The following is a 20,450-nucleotide window of genomic DNA, read 5'->3' on the forward strand; positions in this document are numbered from 1 at the left end:
AATTTTTGTGTTGTTTTCGTTATGGGAAATTTACATATATTTGAATATAAATACTTGAAAATCAAATATTTGTGAATAAAATATTATTTGGTTTTGTTTGAATTCCGTTGCTATTATTTGGTATCAAATGCTATGGAATTTTCAAGTGAAGTTGTTGATAACCCGAAAATTGAAAATGAAAAAAGTGCTCAAAAACGTCAGTTTTGTCTTTTTGCTTTTGAAAATGTGCATCGTTTTCGGACAGGAAACGAGTACTCAAAAACGAATTGTAATTGATGTTGGACACGGTGGAAAAGATTCGGGTGCAATCGGTATAAATGGCATCCAAGAAAAGGATGTTGCGCTCAAGATTGCAAGTGCAATTTTAAAGCTAAATATTAAATTAGATAAGCCTTTGGACATTTATTTGACAAGGTACACCGATAACCTCATTTCTTTATCGGATAGAACGAAGTTGGCCAAAGTCCTTAAAGCTGATTTGTTTGTGTCCTTGCATTGCAATCATTCGGATAATCCAAATGCGCGAGGGATTGAAGTTTATGTGGCAGGTGCAACATCCAAATATTCTAATGATGCCACTTGGCTTGCATTTCAGCTACAAGCTGCACTAAATAAAAAATTGGGATATGAAAGTAGAGGTGTAAAGTTTGCCAACTTTCAAGTGCTTCGGGAAACTATTAATGATTGTCCCTCGCTTCTTTTGGAATTGGGATTTTTGAGTAATGAGGATGAAGGCAAGTATATTTCAGATTCCAATAACATCCAAAGTATCGCATTGACAGTTTTGCAATCCCTTCAAGATTAATAGTATTATGAAAGACATTTTTTTAGAATTGACAAAGAGCCTGAAAGCCATTGTAGTACAATTTATTTCTGAAGTGATTCTGTTGTATAAATCGTTCAGAAGTTAAATCATTAAAGCATAGCATCAGCGGTTATAGTTGATACAACTATACTTAGAACTATGATAAAACAATATTTATATTTAAGTATTTGCTTAAATACGTAATTAATTATACCTTTGTTCGTCTAAATAGTTATTATGAAAATGGAAATTTCTTGTACGAGAGCTGAAGCTGACCATAAGCAGTTGCTAAACTGCAAAACTGTCATTGATGGTATGACCAATGATTTTAGTAAAATAACAAAACTACTGTCCATTTCAGGTAATGAGGTACGTTTAAAAATTCTATTCCTCTTAAATATGGAAAAAGAACTGTGCCCTTGTGATTTATCCGACATTTTAGGTATGAGTGTTCCCGCGGTTTCACAGCATATACGAAAAATGAAAGATGCAGATATTATAAGCTCAAGGCGAGAAGGGCAAACCTTATACTATTCATTGAACGAAGATGAGACGGATATTCTGGATAGTATTTTTAAGTCAATTAAATTAAAAAGAAAAACAGCATAAATTTTTAATAATGAGTACCGTAAAAACATCGAAAAATGCAGCTTATACAGGTTTGTTTGCTGCTGTAGCTGCATCATCTTGTTGCATACCACCAGTTATTGCATTAATAGCTGGCGTTGGGGGAAGTGCATCCGCTTTATCTTGGATGGACCCCTTTAGACCCTATTTAATTGGTATAGCTGTCATAGCAATTGGTTATGCGTGGTATGATTATCTAAAACCGAAAAAAGCAGAGGATTGTTGTGAAGTAGATGCAAAGCCAAAGTGGTTTCAAACTAAAGGTTTTTTAATTGGTATTACGCTATTTGCGGCTATATCCATAAGTTTTCCATATTACGCTCACACTTTTTATCCGGATAACAAGAAAGAAGTGGTTATAGTCAATCAATCCAATATCCATACGGTAAATTTTGATATCAAAGGGATGACTTGTGCAGGTTGTGAAGAGCACGTCAACCACGAAGTAAACAAGCTCGACGGAATTGTTGCCTCAAAAGTTTCCTACGAAAATGGGAATGCCATCATTGAATTTGACCAAACCAAAACGAATGAAACGGAAATCGAGAACGCAATTAACTCAACAGGCTATAAGGTAACCGACAAAAAGGAAAACTAATGGAAACTATATTAAAATCTGAAATTACCTGCCCCAACTGCGGAAATAAGAAAGTAGAAAATATGCCAACAAACGCCTGTCAATTCTTTTACAAGTGTGAGAACTGTAAAACGGTTCTAAAACCAAACGAAGGGGATTGTTGCGTTTATTGCTCTTATGGATCTGTACCTTGTCCACCGATACAGGAAAATAAAAGTTGTTGTTAATAAAAGTGTGATAATTTAACCCTTTTGAAAATGAAAACAGAACCACATAAATTACCATCTGACTTGATTTCAGATATAAAAACCAGACTAAAAACATTAAGCGGTCAGATAAATGGAATCGTAAAAATGCTTGATGAAGGAAAAGACCCTGAACAAGTTAATATTCAATTTAAATCCATAGATAAAGGAATTCAAAAGGCACAGTACTTACTGTTGGATGAAGTGTATCGTAAGGCACTCGCCATTGGAATCGTAAAGGCAGTTGACTCTTGTCCTGGAAATTGTGGCAATGAAGATAAAATTGAATATTTAAAACGTGAATTTCCTAACTTGGAATTGTCTGACTTGACAGATAAACTGAAAGAAATCCAAACTATAGAAAACAGGTTAAAAGACTACAACGAAAAAAAAGATTAAAAAAAATTAGGTTACCCCCTACCTGCCGTGCTCATCTTTGTTCCATTATTAATTTAAACTTCAAAATAAGATGAAACGACAAATTGAAATTTTTACGGCAGTATGCCCAGTATGCGAGCCCGTGGTACAATTGGTAAAAGAGACAGCTGGAAAAGACTGCGAAATCACACTTCATAATCTATCCGAGCAATGCGAAAGTAAAATCTGTATTTCAAAAATGAAGGAATATGGAGTTAAAAGAGTTCCTGCAATTGCTGTTAACGGAAAACTATTAGACTGCTGTACAAACATCGAAATAACAAAAGATGATTTGACTAATGCAGGAATAGGAAGCTGTTAGGTATGGCCATCGTTAAATTGAACAAAAAAGCATCTTTGGGAACTGCTGTATTTTCAGCAGTTTCTTTAAAGCTTTGCTGTTGGGGACCTCTACTGTTGACAGGAGTTGCAGGTATGAGTGGTAGCTCGGTGTATTTCTCTTGGCTCATTGCCTTAAAACCTTATTTGTTGGCAATTGCTTTTTTGTCATTGGGAGTTGCTTTTTATCAAGTCTATAAAAAGAATAAGCTTGGTTGCGGCAACTGTGAAACTGATAAACCATCATTTTTTAAATCAAAAATCTATGTTTGGCTGGTTGCTGTGTTTGTGGTTACAATGACATTGGTTTCATATTACCCCCAAATATTTAATCAAACAGAAGGGAATGAAGTAGTGATTGCAAACCAAAGAGACATTCAATCTGTAAAGTTAGATATTGAAGGAATGGTATGTCAAAGCTGTGAAACAAACATAAATAATGCTGTGAATAAAATTGATGGTGTAATACAAATCAAAACATCCTTTGAAAAAGGTGTTTCAGTAATTGAATTTGATTCGAGCAAAACTAACATCAATAACATAAAGGAAGTGATTTTATCAAAGGGATATGTAATCAAAAAAAAGTAAAAATGAATAGACTGATAATGATATTAATAGGTGTACTTGCAACAACATCGGTATTTGCCCAAGGTCCACCAATTTATACGGAAACACCAATTTTACTGGGTCTGGATGGCGGAGGAATGAGAACTTTTGGCAGGTTTATAGTAAAAGAAAATGCAACAGTTTATGTTCAACCTTTAGCAATACCTTATAATTTAGGAAGCAAAACTCAAATAGGAATTGCAGGAAGATTTATAAATATTAATGCTGATAATTTTGAATCTGTTTCTGGTTTTGGCGACCTTACTTTCTTCCTCAAACAGCAGCTTTATCAAAAAGATGGAAAAGCCAAGACATTTAGAATTATAGCAAAATTAGACCAAGTGTTTCCTACAGGAAAAACAAACAGTACACCATCAATTGGAAGTGATTCTTGGCAGTCACAATTAAGTTTAGTAACGGGTTATGTAACCTTAAAATATGGCATTTACGGTCAGGTTGGTTATAATATAACGTCAAATGGATTACCAGATAATTTGATTTACAATGCTGCTTTTGTTTATCCGCTTTTACCACAAAAATATCCACCAAATCAACTGAACTTGAATATTGGAATTAATGGAAATTTTTTTACTGATGTAAATGGTAATACTGTTTTGGCTTCGGGTGGAATACAATGGATTACCAGTAAAACAGCATTGTTTGAAGCTGGTCTACAAATTCCAATAGTTGAAGAAGTACCTGAAGCTCAAAAAACAAACTATGTATTAACTCTTGGTACACGAATATTAATTTTTTAAAACCTTTATTATGAAAACCTTATTAAGAACAGGAATAATTACACTATTTGCATTCGCGACTTTTTTATTGTCTACTACAAATGTAAATGCACAGTCTAAAAGCGAAACAGACAAGACCTATATTAAAATAGAAGTTGACGGGCTTTCCTGTCCTTTTTGCGCCTATGGTTTAGAAAAAAAACTTGTGCAAGCAGGGTCTAAAGATGTGCTTATCGAATTAGAAGAAGGCGAAGCAACGATGAGTGTTTCAAAAGACCAACAACCAACTGAAGAAGAATTACAGAAAATCGTTAAAGACGCTGGTTTTACCCCTAAAGAAATAACTTTTTCTTCAACACCATTTAAGATGAAAAAAGATGAAAAATAAAGTTGTATTCATACTAATAGCAGCTTTTTTAGGAACGATATTTCTTTTTTCTTGTAGAGGAAAGCAAGAACAAAAGACAGAAATTGGTGCGCAGTGGAAATTTGTAAAGAGTATCGATTTAAATAACGTTAACCCTATAGGTATTGTGGCGCAGGAAAATTTCTTGTGGCTTTCAGATGTGGACAATAACCGTATCGTAAAAATTGACCTTGATGGAAAAATCATTGAGTCATTTGATGGTTTTCAACGTCCAATGCACATCGCGATTCAAAAAGACAAAATCTATATTCCCGAATACACATCAGACAGCTTAAAAATTCTTGAAGATGGAAAGGTTTCAACCTATAAACTAAAGGAAAAGCCAGATGCTATTGCTGGTGTGAGCATTGATGGAAAAACTGCTGCCGTTGCTGATTTTTATAATAATCGAATCATTTTACAGCAAGATGATAAAGTAACGGTTATAGGAAAGGAAGGTCATAACGATGGCGAATTATACTATCCAACTGATATACAAATAAGCAATGATTTAATCTACGTTGCAGATGCTTATAACAATCGTGTTCAAGTCTTTGATTTAAAAGGGAACTACGTTAGAATGATTGGATGGAAAGAAGGCATTAAGGTCGCAACAGGTGTAAAAGTAACAGGTTCACAAGTTCTTGTTGCCGATTTTGAAGGTAACCGAGTTTTGGTTTACGATTTAAACGGTAAACTTTTACAAATTCTTACTGAGAAATTCAATCACCCAACAGATATTGAAACTGCCAATGATAAAATGTATGTTGTAAATTATAAAGGAAGTTCAATTTCAGTCTTTGATAAATAATTTGCCTATTAAAATATAATCTATTTATTTCCGCTTATCCCCAGCCTTTGTATCAAAAGCAATCAAATTAAAGAGCTCTCGCATTCTACTTCGGACACGGTTACCATAACGCACTTCCAATTCTTCGGCATTAAGGTTGGTCGTGGCGTGGGTCTTAACTTTGCGTTTCGTGTCAAGATAGAGTTCATATCGAGATAAGAGCACTTCGCCCATCACATTCAGATCCTTTCCGTAGAACCTACCAGAAGGTTCCACGCCTAAATCGTCAAAACAATAGAATTTGGTGTTACCATATTCCTCAACTGTTTTAAATCCTAAATGGTTGAAGCTAAATGTTACGTTGCGGCAGGGAATCATTTCATAAGGGCGTTGCAAGGGAACCAAATGGCGTAATAATTTCATCAAACTGGTCTTTCCACAACCTACCGGTCCAGAAAGTAAAATGCCTTTGTCAATATCAATTCCGTAGGTATTACAATTTTCCTTGTCCTTGATGAAGTAAGAACAGAGCTTCAGTAGAATATCCTTATCCTCATCGTAAATTCTAAACTTTTTACCAAACAATAGTTTGCCTTTGGCATTCAGGTAAATCAGAATTTTTGGAAAATCGTATAGGACGCTTTTGCCATCAAATTTTCCCAGCGAATATTCCACGCCACCTTCGATAATTTTAGAGGGGTTGTCCATAGTCTTTGTTTTTAGTGGTTCGCAAGTTGTCCTTGATTTGGGACACTTCTTTTTTGTTTGATTTGTTTTCTTCTTCGAAAAGCTCAGTTCTATCCATCCAGTTTGTGGCCAATGAGCGCCAATCCCGTATCGGTTTTCCGTCGCTCGTTTTCCATTCTCTGTCTGCGTAATAGGCGTAGAATTTTTTTCCTTCATCAGCATCAAAACCTTTTTCTTCAAAAAATAAAATAACGGCCTGCCTGCCCTTTGGCTGTTTTATATTGTTTTCTTGTTTGTTATTGTTTGTATTAGATACCAATACTTGTCCATCTATGGGACGGTGTTGGTACACAACTTGTCCGTTTTTGGGATGGTGGTGTCCCTCAAGCGGTACACCTCTGGGGTGGTACTGTTCCGCAAGCTGTTCTAAAATGGGATTGTACTGTCCCACAACTGGTTCATCACTTGTCCCAATAATGGCCATCTTGATTTTGCTGCCTTTGTATGGATTGTTTGATGGGAAATAGGATAGGTACTGCCAAGAATCTAATTCCACAATGCATCTATGGTATGTTGATTTTGAACCAATCTTGGCAACGCGCATCAGTTCCCTTCGGTTTACATAGAATTCGTTCATAAACCGAGAGCTGTTCCATTCTTGGAACAGCGCCATATACAAACTGATATGGGTAGGATTTAGGCGGTCATCAAAATAGAAGGTTGAAAAAGCCGCATTAAGTAGCTTTATATAGTTCATCGCTTAAGAATTTAGACCGTGATGCACACGGTTGGCATCCATCACTTTTTGTATTTCCTCTGTATCGTAATAGATAATCCCACCTACTTTGGTATAAGGCAAGGTGCCATTAATACGAAGATTTTGCAAAGTGCCCGGACTGACTTGCAATAAGTCCATAACCTCAGAAGATTTGAGGTATTTTTTTAGTTTCCCGCTGGCTTGTCTGGTAAGTAGTTTTTTGATGTCATCGAGCAATTCCATTTTGAATTCCCGAAGGTCGTCTGTGGTAATAATACTTGTCGGCATAATAGAACGGTTTTAATAGAAAGGGACTATCTGGGTTCATACTTTTAATTGATAGCCCCTGACCTGATTTAGCTCACGCACTAAAATATTTTAATAAATAAGTGTTCGTGAATCTGTCGATTTGACTTTCGTTCTACAAATTTGAATAGATTTATTGAATTTTATTCCCAAGTTGCACCCAAGTTGGGTGATTTTATATGCTCATTTTCAATGGTTTAAATTGGTTTGATTTAGGGGTCGTTCTTTAAATCATCTATGTCAAATGATGATAACTAAAATTAATTTTATTTTTTCCCAAGTCATACCCAAGTAGGGTAAAAATTTAACATTCTCTACGAAAGAAGATTACCCGTCCGTTTCTTCCATTCGCCTTAACAATGTTGCTTTTAGTCTATCTATAAATTTTGTTTGGTCAATTTTCCGTTCTCTTATTTCAAGAAAGGTTCTATATACGTTTCCAAGATTAAGGTCAAAAATCTCTTCGCAAGCTGATGCCATTTCTTTAATTCCAGCTGTACCACTTTTAATTGCACCAGATGCTTGTAGGGCATAAATCAATTCAATCAAATCTGTTTTTGAAGCTGTCCAGCCTAATCGTTCACCGTTTGATAAAGTATTTAGTTTGTTTGGTATGCCATAGGATAAGCCTCTCAAATTGTGCAATTCTTCAACATAATGACTTATAAGCAGGTCATAGGCCATAATTTTAGCAATTGCATTATCGTGGCTTGTTGAAAATTCCGCATCTGTATAAAAATGAGAGGTATTAGAAACCAAACTTATTTTGTCGTTTCCTCTTAGAAAATAAAATTCATCCAAAAGCTCAGAGTCCTCTCTATAGTATTTTATAAAATCGATATTGCGTCTATTGCTTTCTTGTAAACTATTTATCTCTGAATCAATAAATTCCTGTTGAGATTTTATGGTTCCAGCAGGTCTATTTATTAAGAAGTTATATAGTTTCACATAAAATTTCAATCTACTATAAACATAGGGTTTGTGTTTTTTAAAAAAGATTATTTCGTTTTTTTGATTGATGAATTCATTTTCCCTGACACATACACGTAATTTCTGCAAGTATTTTCTTGAAATCGAAATTCCTTTTTCTACATTGTTAAAATCGCTAAGATTAGATTCTTCAATTGTTTGTATTTCTTCTTTATATTTATTTAAAATCTTATTTACTTTTTTTCTCAATTTTTTAATGGTTTTAATTAATTATCAAACCCATCTCAAAATTATAATTCGGGATTAAAAATCAATAGATTATACAATCATCTCTCTCAATACTTTTACTGTTTCACGCTAGACCAACATCCAATGCCATCATTATAATGAAACCGCCTATAAAACCCATTGTAGCAATATCAGTATAGTTATCCCGTTGTGTTTCTGGAATTACCTCTTCAATTACCACAAAAATCATTGCACCCGCAGCAAAAGAGAGAGCATAAGGCAAAATGGGCTGAAAGGTTGAAACTGCCCAGGCCCCTATAACAGCAGCAAATGGTTCTACAATGGCAGAAGCTTGCCCAAACATAAAGCTTTTTCGTCGGCTTAATCCCTGTCTTCTTAATGGCATAGCAACAGCAAAGCCTTCAGGAAAATTTTGCAGGCCTATACCTAATGCTAAAGCTACTGCACCCCCAATACTTGCACCTTCAAACCCAGCAGAGACCCCACCAAACAGTACACCAATTGCTAGGCCCTCAGGTATATTATGCATCGTTATTGCTAATGTTAAAAGCGTAGTTCTGCGCCAAGATGTTTGTAAACCTTCTTTTTCACTTTCTTTAAAATTGATGTGCAAATGAGGAAGAATTTTATCTAATCCAAAAATAAAAAGTGAACCTAAAAAGAATCCAATTGCTGAAGGCCATACCTTAACGAACCCTTCTCCGGGACTCATTTCAATTCCTGGTGCCAACAAGCTCCAAAAACTTGCGGCTACCATTACACCTCCAGTAAATCCTAACATTCCATCCAAAATTGCACGATTCATACCTTTAAATAAAAAAACCAGCGAAGCACCAGCCGTGGTTAATCCCCACGTAAATAAGGTTGCATAGAGTGCTGCTACAATGGGGTTGATAGATTCAAAATAATCTATTATATATTCCATTTAATGTTTGATATTAATGTATAGGTTATACGCAATTTGATGTGATATATGAAAACTTTTGCCCGAAATGGAAATGTCCATTGATTTGTCGAATTCTTCTTTGCTCAATACTTTAATTGTACTACCCAAGGCAATTTTATATTTGTCCAAAAACCTGAAAAAAGCTGTTGAAGAATCTCCTAAACCAACACAAACCCCAACATTACCAATAGGTAATTCGCTTAAACGTATTTTTTCTTGTTTTTCATACGAACCATCCCGTTTGGGTATAGTGTCGCCGTGAGGGTCAACTTTTGGAAAACCTAGAAATTCATCAAGCTTATTAATTAATTTTTCGCTATTTATATGTTCTAATTGTTCTGCAATTTCGTGAACCTCGTCCCAATTAAATTTGAGCTTTTCAACCATAAATGTTTCCCACAATCTATGTTTTCTCACAATCTGAAGTGCTCTTTTTTTCCCTTTCGTTGTTAAAAAAGTTCCTTTATATTTTTTGTGATTGACCAAACCTTTCTTTGATAACTTCTTAATCATATCAGTTACAGAGGACGGCCTTGTGTTCATCCGCTTTGCAATTTCATTTGTCGATGCGATTTTAATTCCCTCTTCGCTTAAATGAAAAATAGCTTTTATATGGTTCTCTTCCGAGTTGGTCATTTTAATAGTTATTTTAAGCCATTTATTTTAAATCAATTAACAATTAAACTATGTATAATGCGAAACATAACCCATTGATATTTAGATATAGATTATGTTTTATTTAATGATGATGGTTGATAAGAACAAAAAAGTAAAAAAGAATGGCAGCGGCAAATACAGCGATTAAAGCAAAAATTCCTATAATTTTCTCTTTTTTACTAATATTGCTTTTAGATTTCTTTTTTTTCTTCTTTCTTCTTTCTCTTCTTTTAATGGACATAAGTATTTTAATTTTTTTTGTTATTTATCCTCCTAAATCATAAAACCACTCTTCAGCTCGCACGATTGCTTCCGTTATAGCCTTTTCTTTAGAAAAATGATCCTGTTCAATTAATTTATTCGCAATTTCTATAGCTTTTTCTCTTACAGTTGGATTGAGTTTATCCAAATCTGTTTTAAAGTCTTCAAACATCCAGTCCATCTGATTATTGAATTGTTTTAGTTAAAATGATTAATTTTTTCTAATTCCCATCTCTGCTTTTACAATGCCGCGTTCAGGGGCTTCCTCCTTGGAACATTGGTTTGTTGTATAATATTCTTCAGCATACTTTACGACCAATTTGTGGATGTTTCCATCCAGCATATTGAGCCTCATCGAGCAATCTTTAAAAAGTTCCTTTTTCATCTATCAAAAAAGTTTCAACACGAAAAAAACCATTACCAGCAAACTGGTGCGATACACTTAGAGTTCTTCTTTCCATTTTGGTCTTTTTTTACTCGGCGTTATAGTTTATATCTTTAGCTTTATTGTATGCTTCCCAACCTTCTTTTGCCGCATAGGGCACAATTAATAACGCTGCAACAGGGTCTGCCCACCACCAGCCCAGCCAATTGACCAATAGCAATCCAGCAAGTACCACTACGGTTTGATATAGGCAAATAAAAGTGTCTTTGGCATCGGCCAGCAATGCTGGACTGTCAAGTTTATTCCCATATTTCCTTTTGTAATAGATTAAAATAGGATTAACTACCAATGAAACAAGCAAAATAATTAACCCCAAAGTACTCCAATTTGATGTTTCTTGATTGATGAGCTTTGTGATTGAATCGTAGGAAATGAAAAGGCATACCAACGTAAAGGATGCCGCAATAACATACAATGTGATTTTCTTTCGGCGCTTTACCTTTTCCTCATCCATACCTTTGAGTTCACCGTGAAGGCGCCAGCCTAATGTTGCTGCGCTAATTACTTCTATGGTGCTGTCCAATGCCCAGCCAATAAGTGCCGAACTGTTTGCTGTGATTCCCGCAATTAGCGAAATGACCACTTCAGTAACGTCATAAATGACGTTCCATACTTGAAGTGTCCTTGCTTCTTTAAGATTCTTTTTTCTCGATTTTTCCATTAATAATTTTAGTGTTTAGCTTGGGTTTTTAATTCCGACCTGTTGAATGTTCATCAGTTTATGCATTGCAAATGTTTTATTTAAATTATTTGGACAATTTTAAAATTCTAATAGCCCCGCGCATCACAAACGCGAACACAACACCGCCTATGACCAAATCGGGCCATTTACTGTCTAAAAAATAAACCAGCACCCCTGCCAGTATTACCCCGCCGTTCACAATAATGTCGTTTGAGGTAAAGATGGCACTTGCCTGCATATGCGCTTCCTTGCTTTTGGCCTTGTTTATCAACCATAGGGAAACGAGGTTGCCGATAAGGGCGAAAATGGAAACGATGATCATCCATTGGAACAAAGGGGTTTCGCTACTACTCAAAAACCTTCTCACGACTTCCGAAAATCCCAGCAGGGCCAACGCCATCTGAAAATAGCCACTGAATTTCGCCACTTTCTTTTTTCTGGAAATAGCGCCGCCTACGGCAAAAAGGCTCAATGCATATACAATGGAATCAGCCAACATATCTAACGAATCGGCAATAAGACCCATTGAGGAAGAAATCCAACCCGTAGTCATTTCGATAACAAAAAAACCAAAATTGATGTACAAGACCCACCAGAGTATCTTCTTTTGTTTTGTCTCGTCTTCGGTAATAGGTGTTTCCGCCTTTTCTGTTCCCAAGAGTTTTTCTCCCAACTTTAATGCCCCCAATGCCACATTTATTTCTTGGGCATTCCCTTGATGGTACACATCCAACTTTCTATTTGGAATGTCAAAGTCCAGATATTTTATTTGAGGGTTTGACTCCAGTTTCATCCGTATCATCTGTTCTTCGGAAGGGCAATCCATTTGACTTACCTTAAAAGTGCTTTTGTTTATAGTGGACATTTAAATAATCTGTATTAAATTCTAAGTTTGGTGTTTTAAATCTTTACTTATTATGGGATTCCATATATTTTTCCAAAATCGATTTTAAGCTCTCCAAATAATCAGCGAACGATTTAATGGTCGGTTTTGCTTCATCATCTACGGGAATAGTTATGGGATTCTCATCTAAATAGCGATAGAGTTCGGGATATTCGTGTTCAATCCTTACCGTCAATTCGTTGATTTCTTGGGTTAGCTTTTGAATTTTCCTCATCTTCGTTTTTTTATAATTTTATATATGCAACGCCCTGTCTTCGGTAGCGGCCAGGCAGGCTTCCTTAAAGGTTTCTGAAAATGTGGGGTGTCCGTGGGACATCCGTGCAATATCTTCTGCCGCTGCCCTAAATTCCATCGCCACCACAGCTTCCGTATAACTATCGGCTATGCGCGGACCTATCATATGAACGCCCAAAATTTCATCGGTTTCCTTGTCTGCAATCACTTTTATAAAGCCATCGGTGTCCATACTTATCTTGGCCCGTGCATTGGCCTTAAAGGGAAACGAGCCCGTTTTTATAGCCCTTCCTGCTTCTTTAAGTTCCTCTTCGGAACGTCCCACGCCGGCTACTTCGGGCTGTGTATAGACAATGTTTGGTATGAGGGAATAATTGATATGCGGCTTTTGTCCCGCAATGCGTTCGGCCACAAAAACACCTTCTTCACTGGCCTTATGGGCGAGCATCGCACCTCGGACTACATCTCCAATGGCATAGACCCCTTTTACATTGGTTTCCAGGTTATCATCAACTTTTAATTGTCCTTTTTCGTTGGTTTCCACTCCCACGTTTTCAAGGCCAAGACCTGATGTAAAAGGTTTTCTCCCAATAGCCATCAGGCAATAGTCTCCTTCCAACTGCATTTCCTTGTCGTCTTTCCTGTTCTGTGCCGTAAGGGTTACTTTATCATCTGCTGCCACAGTTTTTGTGACCTTGTGTTCCAGATAGAACTCGATGTCCTGTTTTCTTAGGGACCTGTACAATTGATGCCCTACGGATTTGTCCATTGTATAGATAAGCCCATCAAAATACTCTACTATGGATACTTTTGAACCCAACCTGGCGAAGACCGAACCTATCTCGACCCCAATAACACCACCTCCAACAACCATCAAGTGTTTGGGGATTTCTTTAAGGGCAAGGGCTTCCGTAGAGGAAATAATCCTCTTTTTATCTATTTCTATGTTGGGCAAGGATGCGGGTTTCGACCCGGTGGCGATGACCATCTTATCGGTTTCTATGGTTTGTGTTTTGTCCTCGCCCTTAATTTCAATGGTGTTCTTATCCTTGATGCTTCCGTGGCCTTCATAAACGGTAACCTTGTTCTTTTTCATCAGGTAGGCTACCCCGTTGATGATTTCCCCCACGACGTCTTGAACCCTTTGGTTCATTTTTGCAATATCTACATTCGCCTCCTTGACATCAATGCCGAAATCCTCGAATTGGTGTTTGAGCTTGTGGTAATGTTCCGATGCTTCCAGCCAGGCTTTTGAAGGGATGCAACCCACGTTAAGGCAAGTGCCGCCAAGGGTACTGTACCTTTCGATTATGGCCACTTTAAAGCCCAGTTGTGCAGCACGAATGGCACACACATAGCCACCCGGACCGGAACCAATAATTGTTATATCATATTTTTCCATAATTGTATTTTTTTGGTTAAATAAGGTGGAAGAACCTTGAACTTGACTCTTGGGCGCAAGGGTTCAATGTTCTGGAACTCCCACCTGTTATTTTTTCTTACATTTCACACATATCCCTTTTAATACCAGGTTGACATTGTTTATTTTATAATCATCTGGCAAACTTTCTTCCGGTATTTTATTTGGCAAACAGATTGTTTTCTTACATTCGGTACAATGAAAGTGCAGATGTAAATCTGAACCATACTTACCTTTAACGTTTTCATTAGAAATCGCAAATTTTGCCACTCCGGTTCCATCATTTATCTGATGAATAAGTCCTTTATTCTCAAAAATCTTTAGGTTGCGATAAAAGGTCGTTCTGTTTGCCGTCTTATTGGTTTCGCTCTTTTCAGCAAAGACCTTTTTTAAATCGGAAAAGGACACGGCACTTTGCTTCCTTCTCAGATACCGGTATATCTTGGACCTCATTTGAGTAGGGCGAATACCGTGACTTGACAATATTTTTTCCGTTTTGTTCATTTTTTAATCTTGATTCAACGGCAATCTCCTTTATTACATTTATTTCTTATAGGCGAGCAAGCGCAATGCATTGACCACCACTACCAACGTAGAGCCTTCGTGAACCGCAACGGCTATGCCGATACTTGCCCAACTCATTATGGTCGCAGGGATTAAAAAGGCAACAACCCCCAAACTTACCCATAAGTTTTGCCTGATAATCGCTTTTGCTTTTCTGCTCAAACCAATGGCAAAGGGAAGGGTTTCCAGTTTATCGGCCATCAGCGCTATATCTGCGGTCTCCAAGGCCACGTCGCTGCCTGCTGCACCCATTGCAATACCAACGGTACTGTTTGCCATTGCAGGGGCATCATTAACACCATCCCCCACCATTGCCAGTTTATTTTCCTGTTCCGCAAGTTTTTTGATGGCCTCCACTTTTTCTTCGGGAAGCAGACTTCCGCGTGCTTCGGTCAACCCAATTTCTTCGGCTACGGCATCTGCCACTTTCTGGTTGTCACCGGTAAGCATAATCATTTTCTTGATGCCTATTTCCTTTAGTTGGGCAAGGGTTTCCTTAGCTTTTTCTCGTGGGGTGTCCATTAGCCCGAGCATCCCTATAAATTCATCGCCCCTTTTGATAAGCATAGTGGTCTTACCTTCCCCTTCAAGCGCTCTTACCTTTTCTGATACATCGCTGGGAACACCTTTATCAATATCCTCAAAAAGCTCAAGGTTGCCTATGTAAATGGAATTCCCTTGATAGTTTGCCTTTATGCCCTTGCCCTGTACGGCCTCCAAATCATCGGCATCGGGAATTTTGGTGTCTTTCCCGAGCCGTTCCATTCCGTCACGTACAACAGCCTTTGCCAGGGGATGGTCGCTCAGTTCCTCAACAGCAATCGCGATTTCCAACAGTTCCTTTTTATCTATGTTGCCAAAACTTTCGACATCGGTAAGCTTTGGTTTTCCTTCGGTAAGTGTTCCCGTTTTGTCAAAAGCGAGAGCGGTAAGTACCCCTAAGTCTTCCAAGGGGCGACCGCCTTTTATCAAAACCCCGCCTCGTGCTGCTCTTGCCACACCACTCAATACAGCAGATGGCGTAGAAATGGCCAGGGCACAAGGACTGGCTGCCACAAGTACCGCCAGGGAACGGTACAGGCTTTCATTCCACGTTTCATCGATGACCAGAAAAGCAAAATTCAATAGTATGACCAATAAGATTACCGATGGCACGTAGTACCGCTCAAACTTGTCTGTCAATAATTGTGTGGGCGATTTTTGGTCCTGGGCCTCTTGAACCATAGTGACCAAGCGGTTGAGGGTAGAATCTTTTGCCTCTTTAATCACCTTTATTTCGAGGGTATTGTTGCCATTGATAGTTCCTGAAAATACACGGTTCTCGTCGGGAATATCGCTTTTTGCTGTATATTCCTTATCTGGATTTTCTATTGGTGTTTTGTCCACTGGAACGCTTTCCCCGGTAATGGGTGACTGGTCTATACTACTATTGCCCTTTACAATAACACCATCAGCAGATATTTTACTGTTGGGGCGTACCACGATAGTATCACCTATCTGTAACTCTTCAATACCCACTTCAACGGTATCGCCATCCTTCTTTAATAGTGCGGTTTTAGGCGCAAGGTCTGTTAACGCTGCAATGGACTTTTTTGCCTTGCCCATTGCATAGTTTTCCAGTGCGTGACCCAAACTGAAAAGGAACAGCAGCAAGGCACCTTCTGCCCATTCGCCCAAATAGGCGGCTCCTGCAGCTGCGACCAGCATCAGGAAATCGATTTCAAATTCGCCTTTGGACACTTTGGTAATGGCCTCCTTTAGGGTAAAATAACCTCCAAAAAAATAGGCTGCAATATAGAGCCCAAAAGGGATGTTAGCTGAAACCCCTGTATATTTTTCCAACAGGAAACCTGTAATTAGTGTGACCCCACTTAAAATTGCAAAATAGAGCTCCGTGTTTTTACCGAAGATGCCACCGTGGTCGTGATTGTGGCCATCGCCTTTGCTGTGTTTTTCCTTGTCTTTCATATTATTAATGGTTTTGTTATCGTTAATTAAGATTTAATCCAGTTTTGAGCCTGTTGTTTCTCAGAAATATCAAAAAATTTAACTTCAGACTTTATGAAAAAATCAGTGGCCTTCGCGGCCCATTCCTGCCATTTTTTATTGCCCACAAAGGCCATCTTGCCATAATCTCCCAAGTGTGCCGAATCAATCTTTAGGTCTTCCCAAAAGCCTTTAAGGGTATAGCCTTTAAAATCTTCCATTTCAAAATAGAAATCCACTTTATGCCCTTTTTCTATGATGTTGTGGATAAGCGGATGCATCTTTTCCATATCCTTTTCCGTAAGTTTCCCGCTGATTTTAGCGGCAATTAGGTGTTCCTGTTCCAAGTTTATAATCTGTACCATATTTGTATATCTTTATATTAATCTATTTAAAATATTACTGCATTGTATGTACAAATATCCATTGGCCTACACTTACTTTTCTTAATTATAAAGCGCCTTCTCTTTTCCTAAGTGCAAGATGGCTTCGGGCAAATCGAGTTCGCGCGTTCCGTTGCCCGTTCTAATATAAAACCGTGACCTCCCGTCTTGACTTAGATAGACTGGTGTTTTGGCCGGGTCTATTTCTATGTAGCACACGTCATTTTCTCCATATCTGTAAAAAGATACATTTACAGCCGTACATAAATGGGTTCCCAATTTTAAAGATATCAACTGCATCAGGTATTGCTCAAAACCATCTGTACCCGGTTTTTTCAAGGTGTCAAAATCCTGGTTTAGACCGAGGATGTTGCCGTTATCGTCTACTCCTATAAGCAATTTACCACCGTTGGTGTTCATAAAGCCCGCAATGGTCTTGGCAACAACAAATTCCAATTGTTTATTCACTTTGGATTGACGTAAATCCCACCTCAAGGTAGCCTTGAACTCTACAAACTGATTTTCGCCGTCTTTGATAAGCGCTATAATTGCATTGCCGTCATTTCTTTTCTTTGTTAAAATGAAAATTTTATTTCTAAGAAAAACCATAAGGGCAAGGCTGCTGCCCATAATCCCGAACAAAATATTTTTGAATATTTGGTCTATATCACCAAAGCGTATCGTGTTTTTAATGGTTTCTAAAAAAAGTACGTACCAGTTACCAGTATCTCCTTTTTCATCATATAAGTAAAGTGATAGTCCCAAGGGCTGAATGATGAACAGTCCAAAGAGAAAGCCAATTATTATTATAAACGCTATTTTTTTCCTGTAAACCATTTTTTTTTAAACCTTGACTATCTAAATCTTGGGATTCTTACATTTTTCTTCTGAATTTCTAATTACACGCTTTTTCATTTTAAAAAATTCAATATTTTATTTCGCCATCGTTATTTTTCAATCCAGCTTTTAGCAAGCTCTTTATCTTCCGAATGAAAATATTTAATATGTGCCTCAGAGAATGGCAAAAGATTTTTGGTAAATTCTTCCTGCCATTCTATACTACCTACAAGTGCCACTTTTTTTAAATGGTCTTGTTTTGGAATTTTGAATTCCATTTCATTTTCTACAGTTTGATGCCTTGTATTTTTGACTTCACTGACTTCTATATACCAAGCAGCACTTTTGTATTTTTCAAGATGCTCACTAACAGCCGTTAATAACATTGTGGCATCATCTTTGTCCATACCATTTTCTGCCAATGCGTATAGAATATTATCTTTTTTATAAATCGCTAACATAATAGGATTTTTTATGGTTTATATTTCTTGATATTAACTAGTCTGATTGCCTACTGCACTTCTCACACACACCTTTTACAACCAGATTGATATCTTCTGTGATATAACCCTCCGGTAGATTGATTTGTGGTATTTTATGTTCTGTGAGGCAAACGGTTTCATCGCAGTTGCTGCAATGAAAATGCAGGTGCAGGTCGTTGCCAACCTCACATTCACAATTCTCTTCGCATAGCGCGTACTTTAATACTCCTGTGCCATCTTCAATTTGGTGGACAATGCCCTTATCTTCAAAGGTTTTCATTGTTCTAAATAGGGTGCTCCTTTCGGATATTTTAAAATCCTTTTCCAAATCGCCAAGGCTAATTGCCACCTCTAATTCTGCCAAGCGCTTATAGGTCATTAGCCGCATAGCCGTAGGTCGTATGCCTTTGCTTTCCAGAAGTTGGACTATTTTTTCCATTTCTATCACTGGGTTTTAGAGGTCGTACCGTTTTAGGGATTCACCTGTTTTGATTTGGAAGGCATCCTCAATATCAGATAGATAAATAATTCCGTCGCCAGGTTCGGGCGTTTTACCATTTTCTAAGATGATGTCGATTGCTGATTGCGCTTCTTCATTTTGACATACCAATTCCACTTTAACAACTGGGCTATCGGTTATATTAAAATCGAGGGAAGGTCTTGCTCCTTTTGCTTTGAATGCGCCAGTACCCTCTGCTTGTGAAAGGGTCATACTTTTAAAACCATTGTCGCTTAGGGCTTCGATGACCCTTTGTATGCGGTTTGGTTTTACAAATGCTTTTATTTCTTTCATATTGATGCTATTTAGATTTTTAATCGATTTTGAACCGAGCTTGTTCTTTAATTTTTAACTAACTAAATTAAGTCGATAAACAAACTCGGAATCAAAACCTTTAATTATTGTTGAATTAATGACCGTGTTCCAATTCGCCCTTGACCATTTCCGAAGAAAGGGTATAGGCTCCTTTTGTTACTATTTTTATGTCATTGGTAATCTCAGCTGGAAGGTTTACTTCTACAAACCCTAAATCGTGCACGCCAATGCTTACAGGTATTCTCTTAAACTTCATTTTATTTTCTTCTGGTGCCTCATCTTCATCCACGATAAATAGATAAGATTGCTCACCTTCTTTAATAATGGCTTCCTCAGGAACTGCAAAGCCCGATTTTTCGCCCTGTACGATCCTTCCCTCTACATACATTCCGGGTAAAAGGTCTTTGTCCTTATTTTCAATATCTGCCAATACTTCTATGGCCTTTGGGTCGCTCTCAAAGGTCTGGCCTATGGAACGTACGGTGGCCTTTAAGAGTTCATCAGGTTTTGAAGCAGTTGAAAAATAAATCTGCTGGCCTTCCTTGATTTGTTTTATATCCTTTTCATAAACTTTGAAATTCACATAAATTTTGGAATTATCGCTTATAGAGAACATTTTGGCCTGTGGGGAAACATAATCTCCTAAGCTTACCATCACTTCGCCCACATAACCATTTATAGGTGTAGTGATAGGAATTGCATTGTAAATCTCTCCTTGTGCAACTTTAGACGGATTAAGCCCCAATAACCTAAGTTTAGATTTCAAACCATTTACACTTGAGGTGGTGGAACGGAATTTTGATTGTGCCATTTGAAATTCTTTTCCAGAGGAAACCCCTTTATCATAAAGGGTCTGTTTTCGCTCAAAATCTTGCTTGAGAAACACAAGTTCATCGTTTTTTTCTTGAAATTCCTGCTGCATTGCGATAATATCGGGATGTTCTATGTAAGCTAACACTTGACCCTTGCGCACATTGTCGCCCGGTATTACCCTGATAGAGCTTACATTACCTCCTACAAACGGACTGACATTCGCCTTATCCTGTGGAAAAAGTTCCAGCATCCCGGTAACCTTTATATTATTACCAAGGTTTCTTTTTTCCAAGGTCTTGGTCTCCAAGCCAATGGTCTCTATTTGTTGTGTGGTAAGTTCTACCACGCCTTCTTCTCCTTCTTCCTCGTGGCCACCTTCTTCTTCGTCGTGACCCTCTTCGCCGTGCGTAGCTTCGGTTTTTGACACGCCTTCAGTTTCGTTATGACCCAATTCAGAATCGGGCTTATCGTTACAGCCTACCAATAAGAAGGTTAATAGTAATGTTGTAATTATTGCTATATTTTTCATTATATTCTTCTTTTT

The 20,450-nt window shown here is 37.6% G+C and carries 31 protein-coding genes; 10 read left to right on the top strand and 21 right to left on the bottom strand.

What is annotated here, in order from left to right:
• Positions 1-175 precede the first annotated feature (175 nt).
• The 10 genes from NMS_RS05935 to NMS_RS05975 all read left to right on the top strand — a co-directional run bounded on the left by NMS_RS05935 (position 176) and on the right by NMS_RS05975 (position 5,570).
• Positions 176-805, top strand: a complete 630-nt coding sequence (locus NMS_RS05935; RefSeq protein WP_041497516.1) for an N-acetylmuramoyl-L-alanine amidase family protein — start codon at positions 176-178, stop codon at positions 803-805.
• A gap of 237 nt (positions 806-1,042) precedes the next feature.
• Positions 1,043-1,414: an ArsR/SmtB family transcription factor gene (locus NMS_RS05940; protein ID WP_041495884.1), complete on the top strand. Its 372-nt coding sequence runs from the start codon at positions 1,043-1,045 to the stop codon at positions 1,412-1,414.
• Between the two features lie 10 nt (positions 1,415-1,424).
• Complete coding sequence (gene merTP / locus NMS_RS05945) at positions 1,425-2,030, top strand: mercuric transport protein MerTP (protein WP_052476764.1); 606 nt, start codon at positions 1,425-1,427, stop codon at positions 2,028-2,030.
• Positions 2,030-2,236, top strand: a complete 207-nt coding sequence (locus NMS_RS14015) for a GDCCVxC domain-containing (seleno)protein (RefSeq protein WP_084217628.1) — start codon at positions 2,030-2,032, stop codon at positions 2,234-2,236. The genes merTP and NMS_RS14015 overlap by 1 nt, the downstream gene beginning before the upstream one ends.
• Before the next feature lie 30 nt (positions 2,237-2,266).
• Positions 2,267-2,653 (top strand): metal-sensing transcriptional repressor, encoded by a 387-nt coding sequence (locus NMS_RS05950; protein ID WP_041495885.1) that lies wholly within the window; start codon positions 2,267-2,269, stop codon positions 2,651-2,653.
• A 70-nt stretch (positions 2,654-2,723) separates the two neighbouring features.
• Positions 2,724-2,993 (top strand): thioredoxin family protein, encoded by a 270-nt coding sequence (locus NMS_RS05955; RefSeq protein WP_041495886.1) that lies wholly within the window; start codon positions 2,724-2,726, stop codon positions 2,991-2,993.
• Between the two features lie 2 nt (positions 2,994-2,995).
• Positions 2,996-3,598: a cation transporter gene (locus NMS_RS05960; RefSeq protein ID WP_041495887.1), complete on the top strand. Its 603-nt coding sequence runs from the start codon at positions 2,996-2,998 to the stop codon at positions 3,596-3,598.
• Positions 3,599-3,600: 2 nt separating this feature from the next.
• A complete protein-coding gene (locus NMS_RS05965; protein ID WP_041495888.1) occupies positions 3,601-4,374 on the top strand; it encodes a transporter in 774 nt (257 codons plus the stop codon).
• Positions 4,375-4,384: 10 nt separating this feature from the next.
• The gene (locus NMS_RS05970; RefSeq protein ID WP_052476766.1) at positions 4,385-4,741 is read left to right on the top strand and encodes a heavy-metal-associated domain-containing protein; all 357 of its coding nucleotides are present in this window, start codon (positions 4,385-4,387) and stop codon (positions 4,739-4,741) included.
• On the top strand, positions 4,731-5,570 hold the full coding sequence (locus NMS_RS05975; RefSeq protein ID WP_041495890.1) for an NHL repeat-containing protein: 840 nt from the start codon (positions 4,731-4,733) through the stop codon (positions 5,568-5,570). The genes NMS_RS05970 and NMS_RS05975 overlap by 11 nt, the downstream gene beginning before the upstream one ends.
• A gap of 24 nt (positions 5,571-5,594) precedes the next feature.
• Here the strand turns inward: NMS_RS05975 and NMS_RS05980 are convergent, their stop codons facing one another.
• From NMS_RS05980 to NMS_RS06065, 21 genes are all read right to left on the bottom strand, one after another.
• Positions 5,595-6,257, bottom strand: coding sequence for a P-loop NTPase family protein (locus NMS_RS05980; RefSeq protein WP_041495891.1), 663 nt, complete (start codon positions 6,255-6,257; stop codon positions 5,595-5,597).
• Positions 6,241-6,993 carry a hypothetical protein gene (locus NMS_RS05985; RefSeq protein ID WP_041495893.1) on the bottom strand — a complete coding sequence of 251 codons (753 nt, stop codon included), beginning with the start codon at positions 6,991-6,993 and terminating at the stop codon, positions 6,241-6,243. The genes NMS_RS05980 and NMS_RS05985 overlap by 17 nt, the downstream gene beginning before the upstream one ends.
• A gap of 3 nt (positions 6,994-6,996) precedes the next feature.
• Positions 6,997-7,281, bottom strand: a complete 285-nt coding sequence (locus NMS_RS05990; protein WP_041495894.1) for a helix-turn-helix domain-containing protein — start codon at positions 7,279-7,281, stop codon at positions 6,997-6,999.
• 345 nt (positions 7,282-7,626) lie between these two features.
• On the bottom strand, positions 7,627-8,478 hold the full coding sequence (locus tag NMS_RS05995; protein WP_034260621.1) for an RteC domain-containing protein: 852 nt from the start codon (positions 8,476-8,478) through the stop codon (positions 7,627-7,629).
• A gap of 103 nt (positions 8,479-8,581) precedes the next feature.
• The gene (locus NMS_RS06000) at positions 8,582-9,403 is read right to left on the bottom strand and encodes a ZIP family metal transporter (protein ID WP_041495895.1); all 822 of its coding nucleotides are present in this window, start codon (positions 9,401-9,403) and stop codon (positions 8,582-8,584) included.
• Complete coding sequence (locus NMS_RS06005) at positions 9,404-10,060, bottom strand: metal-dependent transcriptional regulator (protein ID WP_041495896.1); 657 nt, start codon at positions 10,058-10,060, stop codon at positions 9,404-9,406.
• A gap of 103 nt (positions 10,061-10,163) precedes the next feature.
• A complete protein-coding gene (locus NMS_RS13970) occupies positions 10,164-10,322 on the bottom strand; it encodes a hypothetical protein (RefSeq protein ID WP_173405818.1) in 159 nt (52 codons plus the stop codon).
• 24 nt (positions 10,323-10,346) lie between these two features.
• Entirely contained in the window at positions 10,347-10,523 is a 177-nt protein-coding gene (locus NMS_RS13975; RefSeq protein WP_173402308.1) for a DUF2188 domain-containing protein, read from the bottom strand.
• Between the two features lie 30 nt (positions 10,524-10,553).
• The gene (locus NMS_RS13980) at positions 10,554-10,727 is read right to left on the bottom strand and encodes a hypothetical protein (RefSeq protein WP_173405819.1); all 174 of its coding nucleotides are present in this window, start codon (positions 10,725-10,727) and stop codon (positions 10,554-10,556) included.
• 88 nt (positions 10,728-10,815) lie between these two features.
• The gene (locus tag NMS_RS06010; protein WP_041495897.1) at positions 10,816-11,448 is read right to left on the bottom strand and encodes a cation diffusion facilitator family transporter; all 633 of its coding nucleotides are present in this window, start codon (positions 11,446-11,448) and stop codon (positions 10,816-10,818) included.
• A gap of 85 nt (positions 11,449-11,533) precedes the next feature.
• A complete protein-coding gene (locus NMS_RS06015; protein ID WP_041495898.1) occupies positions 11,534-12,334 on the bottom strand; it encodes a cation transporter in 801 nt (266 codons plus the stop codon).
• 43 nt (positions 12,335-12,377) lie between these two features.
• Positions 12,378-12,587 (bottom strand): hypothetical protein, encoded by a 210-nt coding sequence (locus NMS_RS06020; RefSeq protein ID WP_041495899.1) that lies wholly within the window; start codon positions 12,585-12,587, stop codon positions 12,378-12,380.
• Between the two features lie 18 nt (positions 12,588-12,605).
• Positions 12,606-14,009: a dihydrolipoyl dehydrogenase gene (gene lpdA, locus NMS_RS06025; RefSeq protein WP_041495900.1), complete on the bottom strand. Its 1,404-nt coding sequence runs from the start codon at positions 14,007-14,009 to the stop codon at positions 12,606-12,608.
• An 87-nt stretch (positions 14,010-14,096) separates the two neighbouring features.
• A complete protein-coding gene (locus NMS_RS06030) occupies positions 14,097-14,531 on the bottom strand; it encodes a Fur family transcriptional regulator (RefSeq protein WP_041495901.1) in 435 nt (144 codons plus the stop codon).
• 39 nt (positions 14,532-14,570) lie between these two features.
• Positions 14,571-16,559, bottom strand: coding sequence for a heavy metal translocating P-type ATPase (locus NMS_RS06035; protein ID WP_052476768.1), 1,989 nt, complete (start codon positions 16,557-16,559; stop codon positions 14,571-14,573).
• A gap of 26 nt (positions 16,560-16,585) precedes the next feature.
• Positions 16,586-16,942, bottom strand: coding sequence for a SpoIIAA family protein (locus NMS_RS06040; protein ID WP_041495903.1), 357 nt, complete (start codon positions 16,940-16,942; stop codon positions 16,586-16,588).
• An 81-nt stretch (positions 16,943-17,023) separates the two neighbouring features.
• Positions 17,024-17,725, bottom strand: a complete 702-nt coding sequence (locus tag NMS_RS06045) for an AlbA family DNA-binding domain-containing protein (protein WP_231862365.1) — start codon at positions 17,723-17,725, stop codon at positions 17,024-17,026.
• A 182-nt stretch (positions 17,726-17,907) separates the two neighbouring features.
• Entirely contained in the window at positions 17,908-18,258 is a 351-nt protein-coding gene (locus NMS_RS06050; RefSeq protein ID WP_041495905.1) for a SpoIIAA family protein, read from the bottom strand.
• Positions 18,259-18,295: 37 nt separating this feature from the next.
• Positions 18,296-18,718, bottom strand: coding sequence for a Fur family transcriptional regulator (locus NMS_RS06055; RefSeq protein ID WP_034260660.1), 423 nt, complete (start codon positions 18,716-18,718; stop codon positions 18,296-18,298).
• A gap of 15 nt (positions 18,719-18,733) precedes the next feature.
• Entirely contained in the window at positions 18,734-19,072 is a 339-nt protein-coding gene (locus NMS_RS06060; protein WP_027392778.1) for a P-II family nitrogen regulator, read from the bottom strand.
• A 115-nt stretch (positions 19,073-19,187) separates the two neighbouring features.
• Positions 19,188-20,435: an efflux RND transporter periplasmic adaptor subunit gene (locus NMS_RS06065; protein WP_041495908.1), complete on the bottom strand. Its 1,248-nt coding sequence runs from the start codon at positions 20,433-20,435 to the stop codon at positions 19,188-19,190.
• Between the last annotated feature and the right edge of the window lie 15 nt (positions 20,436-20,450).

The organism is Nonlabens marinus S1-08, assembly GCF_000831385.1.
In the GTDB taxonomy this organism is placed as follows: Bacteria; Bacteroidota; Bacteroidia; order Flavobacteriales; family Flavobacteriaceae; genus Nonlabens; species Nonlabens marinus.

Excerpts from the sequence above, each read along its gene's own strand:
- NMS_RS05935 (WP_041497516.1), top strand. The coding sequence starts at position 176 with ATGAAAAAAGTGCTCAAAAACGTCAGTTTTGTCTTTTTGCTTTTGAAA.
- NMS_RS05940 (WP_041495884.1), top strand. The coding sequence starts at position 1,043 with ATGAAAATGGAAATTTCTTGTACGAGAGCTGAAGCTGACCATAAGCAG.
- merTP (WP_052476764.1), top strand. The coding sequence starts at position 1,425 with ATGAGTACCGTAAAAACATCGAAAAATGCAGCTTATACAGGTTTGTTT.
- NMS_RS14015 (WP_084217628.1), top strand. The coding sequence starts at position 2,030 with ATGGAAACTATATTAAAATCTGAAATTACCTGCCCCAACTGCGGAAAT.
- NMS_RS05950 (WP_041495885.1), top strand. The coding sequence starts at position 2,267 with ATGAAAACAGAACCACATAAATTACCATCTGACTTGATTTCAGATATA.
- NMS_RS05955 (WP_041495886.1), top strand. The coding sequence starts at position 2,724 with ATGAAACGACAAATTGAAATTTTTACGGCAGTATGCCCAGTATGCGAG.
- NMS_RS05960 (WP_041495887.1), top strand. The coding sequence starts at position 2,996 with ATGGCCATCGTTAAATTGAACAAAAAAGCATCTTTGGGAACTGCTGTA.
- NMS_RS05965 (WP_041495888.1), top strand. The coding sequence starts at position 3,601 with ATGAATAGACTGATAATGATATTAATAGGTGTACTTGCAACAACATCG.
- NMS_RS05970 (WP_052476766.1), top strand. The coding sequence starts at position 4,385 with ATGAAAACCTTATTAAGAACAGGAATAATTACACTATTTGCATTCGCG.
- NMS_RS05975 (WP_041495890.1), top strand. The coding sequence starts at position 4,731 with ATGAAAAATAAAGTTGTATTCATACTAATAGCAGCTTTTTTAGGAACG.
- NMS_RS05980 (WP_041495891.1), bottom strand. The coding sequence starts at position 6,257 with ATGGACAACCCCTCTAAAATTATCGAAGGTGGCGTGGAATATTCGCTG.
- NMS_RS05985 (WP_041495893.1), bottom strand. The coding sequence starts at position 6,993 with ATGAACTATATAAAGCTACTTAATGCGGCTTTTTCAACCTTCTATTTT.
- NMS_RS05990 (WP_041495894.1), bottom strand. The coding sequence starts at position 7,281 with ATGCCGACAAGTATTATTACCACAGACGACCTTCGGGAATTCAAAATG.
- NMS_RS06000 (WP_041495895.1), bottom strand. The coding sequence starts at position 9,403 with ATGGAATATATAATAGATTATTTTGAATCTATCAACCCCATTGTAGCA.
- NMS_RS06005 (WP_041495896.1), bottom strand. The coding sequence starts at position 10,060 with ATGACCAACTCGGAAGAGAACCATATAAAAGCTATTTTTCATTTAAGC.
- NMS_RS13970 (WP_173405818.1), bottom strand. The coding sequence starts at position 10,322 with ATGTCCATTAAAAGAAGAGAAAGAAGAAAGAAGAAAAAAAAGAAATCT.
- NMS_RS13975 (WP_173402308.1), bottom strand. The coding sequence starts at position 10,523 with ATGGACTGGATGTTTGAAGACTTTAAAACAGATTTGGATAAACTCAAT.
- NMS_RS13980 (WP_173405819.1), bottom strand. The coding sequence starts at position 10,727 with ATGAAAAAGGAACTTTTTAAAGATTGCTCGATGAGGCTCAATATGCTG.
- NMS_RS06010 (WP_041495897.1), bottom strand. The coding sequence starts at position 11,448 with ATGGAAAAATCGAGAAAAAAGAATCTTAAAGAAGCAAGGACACTTCAA.
- NMS_RS06015 (WP_041495898.1), bottom strand. The coding sequence starts at position 12,334 with ATGTCCACTATAAACAAAAGCACTTTTAAGGTAAGTCAAATGGATTGC.
- NMS_RS06020 (WP_041495899.1), bottom strand. The coding sequence starts at position 12,587 with ATGAGGAAAATTCAAAAGCTAACCCAAGAAATCAACGAATTGACGGTA.
- lpdA (WP_041495900.1), bottom strand. The coding sequence starts at position 14,009 with ATGGAAAAATATGATATAACAATTATTGGTTCCGGTCCGGGTGGCTAT.
- NMS_RS06030 (WP_041495901.1), bottom strand. The coding sequence starts at position 14,531 with ATGAACAAAACGGAAAAAATATTGTCAAGTCACGGTATTCGCCCTACT.
- NMS_RS06035 (WP_052476768.1), bottom strand. The coding sequence starts at position 16,559 with ATGAAAGACAAGGAAAAACACAGCAAAGGCGATGGCCACAATCACGAC.
- NMS_RS06040 (WP_041495903.1), bottom strand. The coding sequence starts at position 16,942 with ATGGTACAGATTATAAACTTGGAACAGGAACACCTAATTGCCGCTAAA.
- NMS_RS06050 (WP_041495905.1), bottom strand. The coding sequence starts at position 18,258 with ATGTTAGCGATTTATAAAAAAGATAATATTCTATACGCATTGGCAGAA.
- NMS_RS06055 (WP_034260660.1), bottom strand. The coding sequence starts at position 18,718 with ATGGAAAAAATAGTCCAACTTCTGGAAAGCAAAGGCATACGACCTACG.
- NMS_RS06060 (WP_027392778.1), bottom strand. The coding sequence starts at position 19,072 with ATGAAAGAAATAAAAGCATTTGTAAAACCAAACCGCATACAAAGGGTC.
- NMS_RS06065 (WP_041495908.1), bottom strand. The coding sequence starts at position 20,435 with ATGAAAAATATAGCAATAATTACAACATTACTATTAACCTTCTTATTG.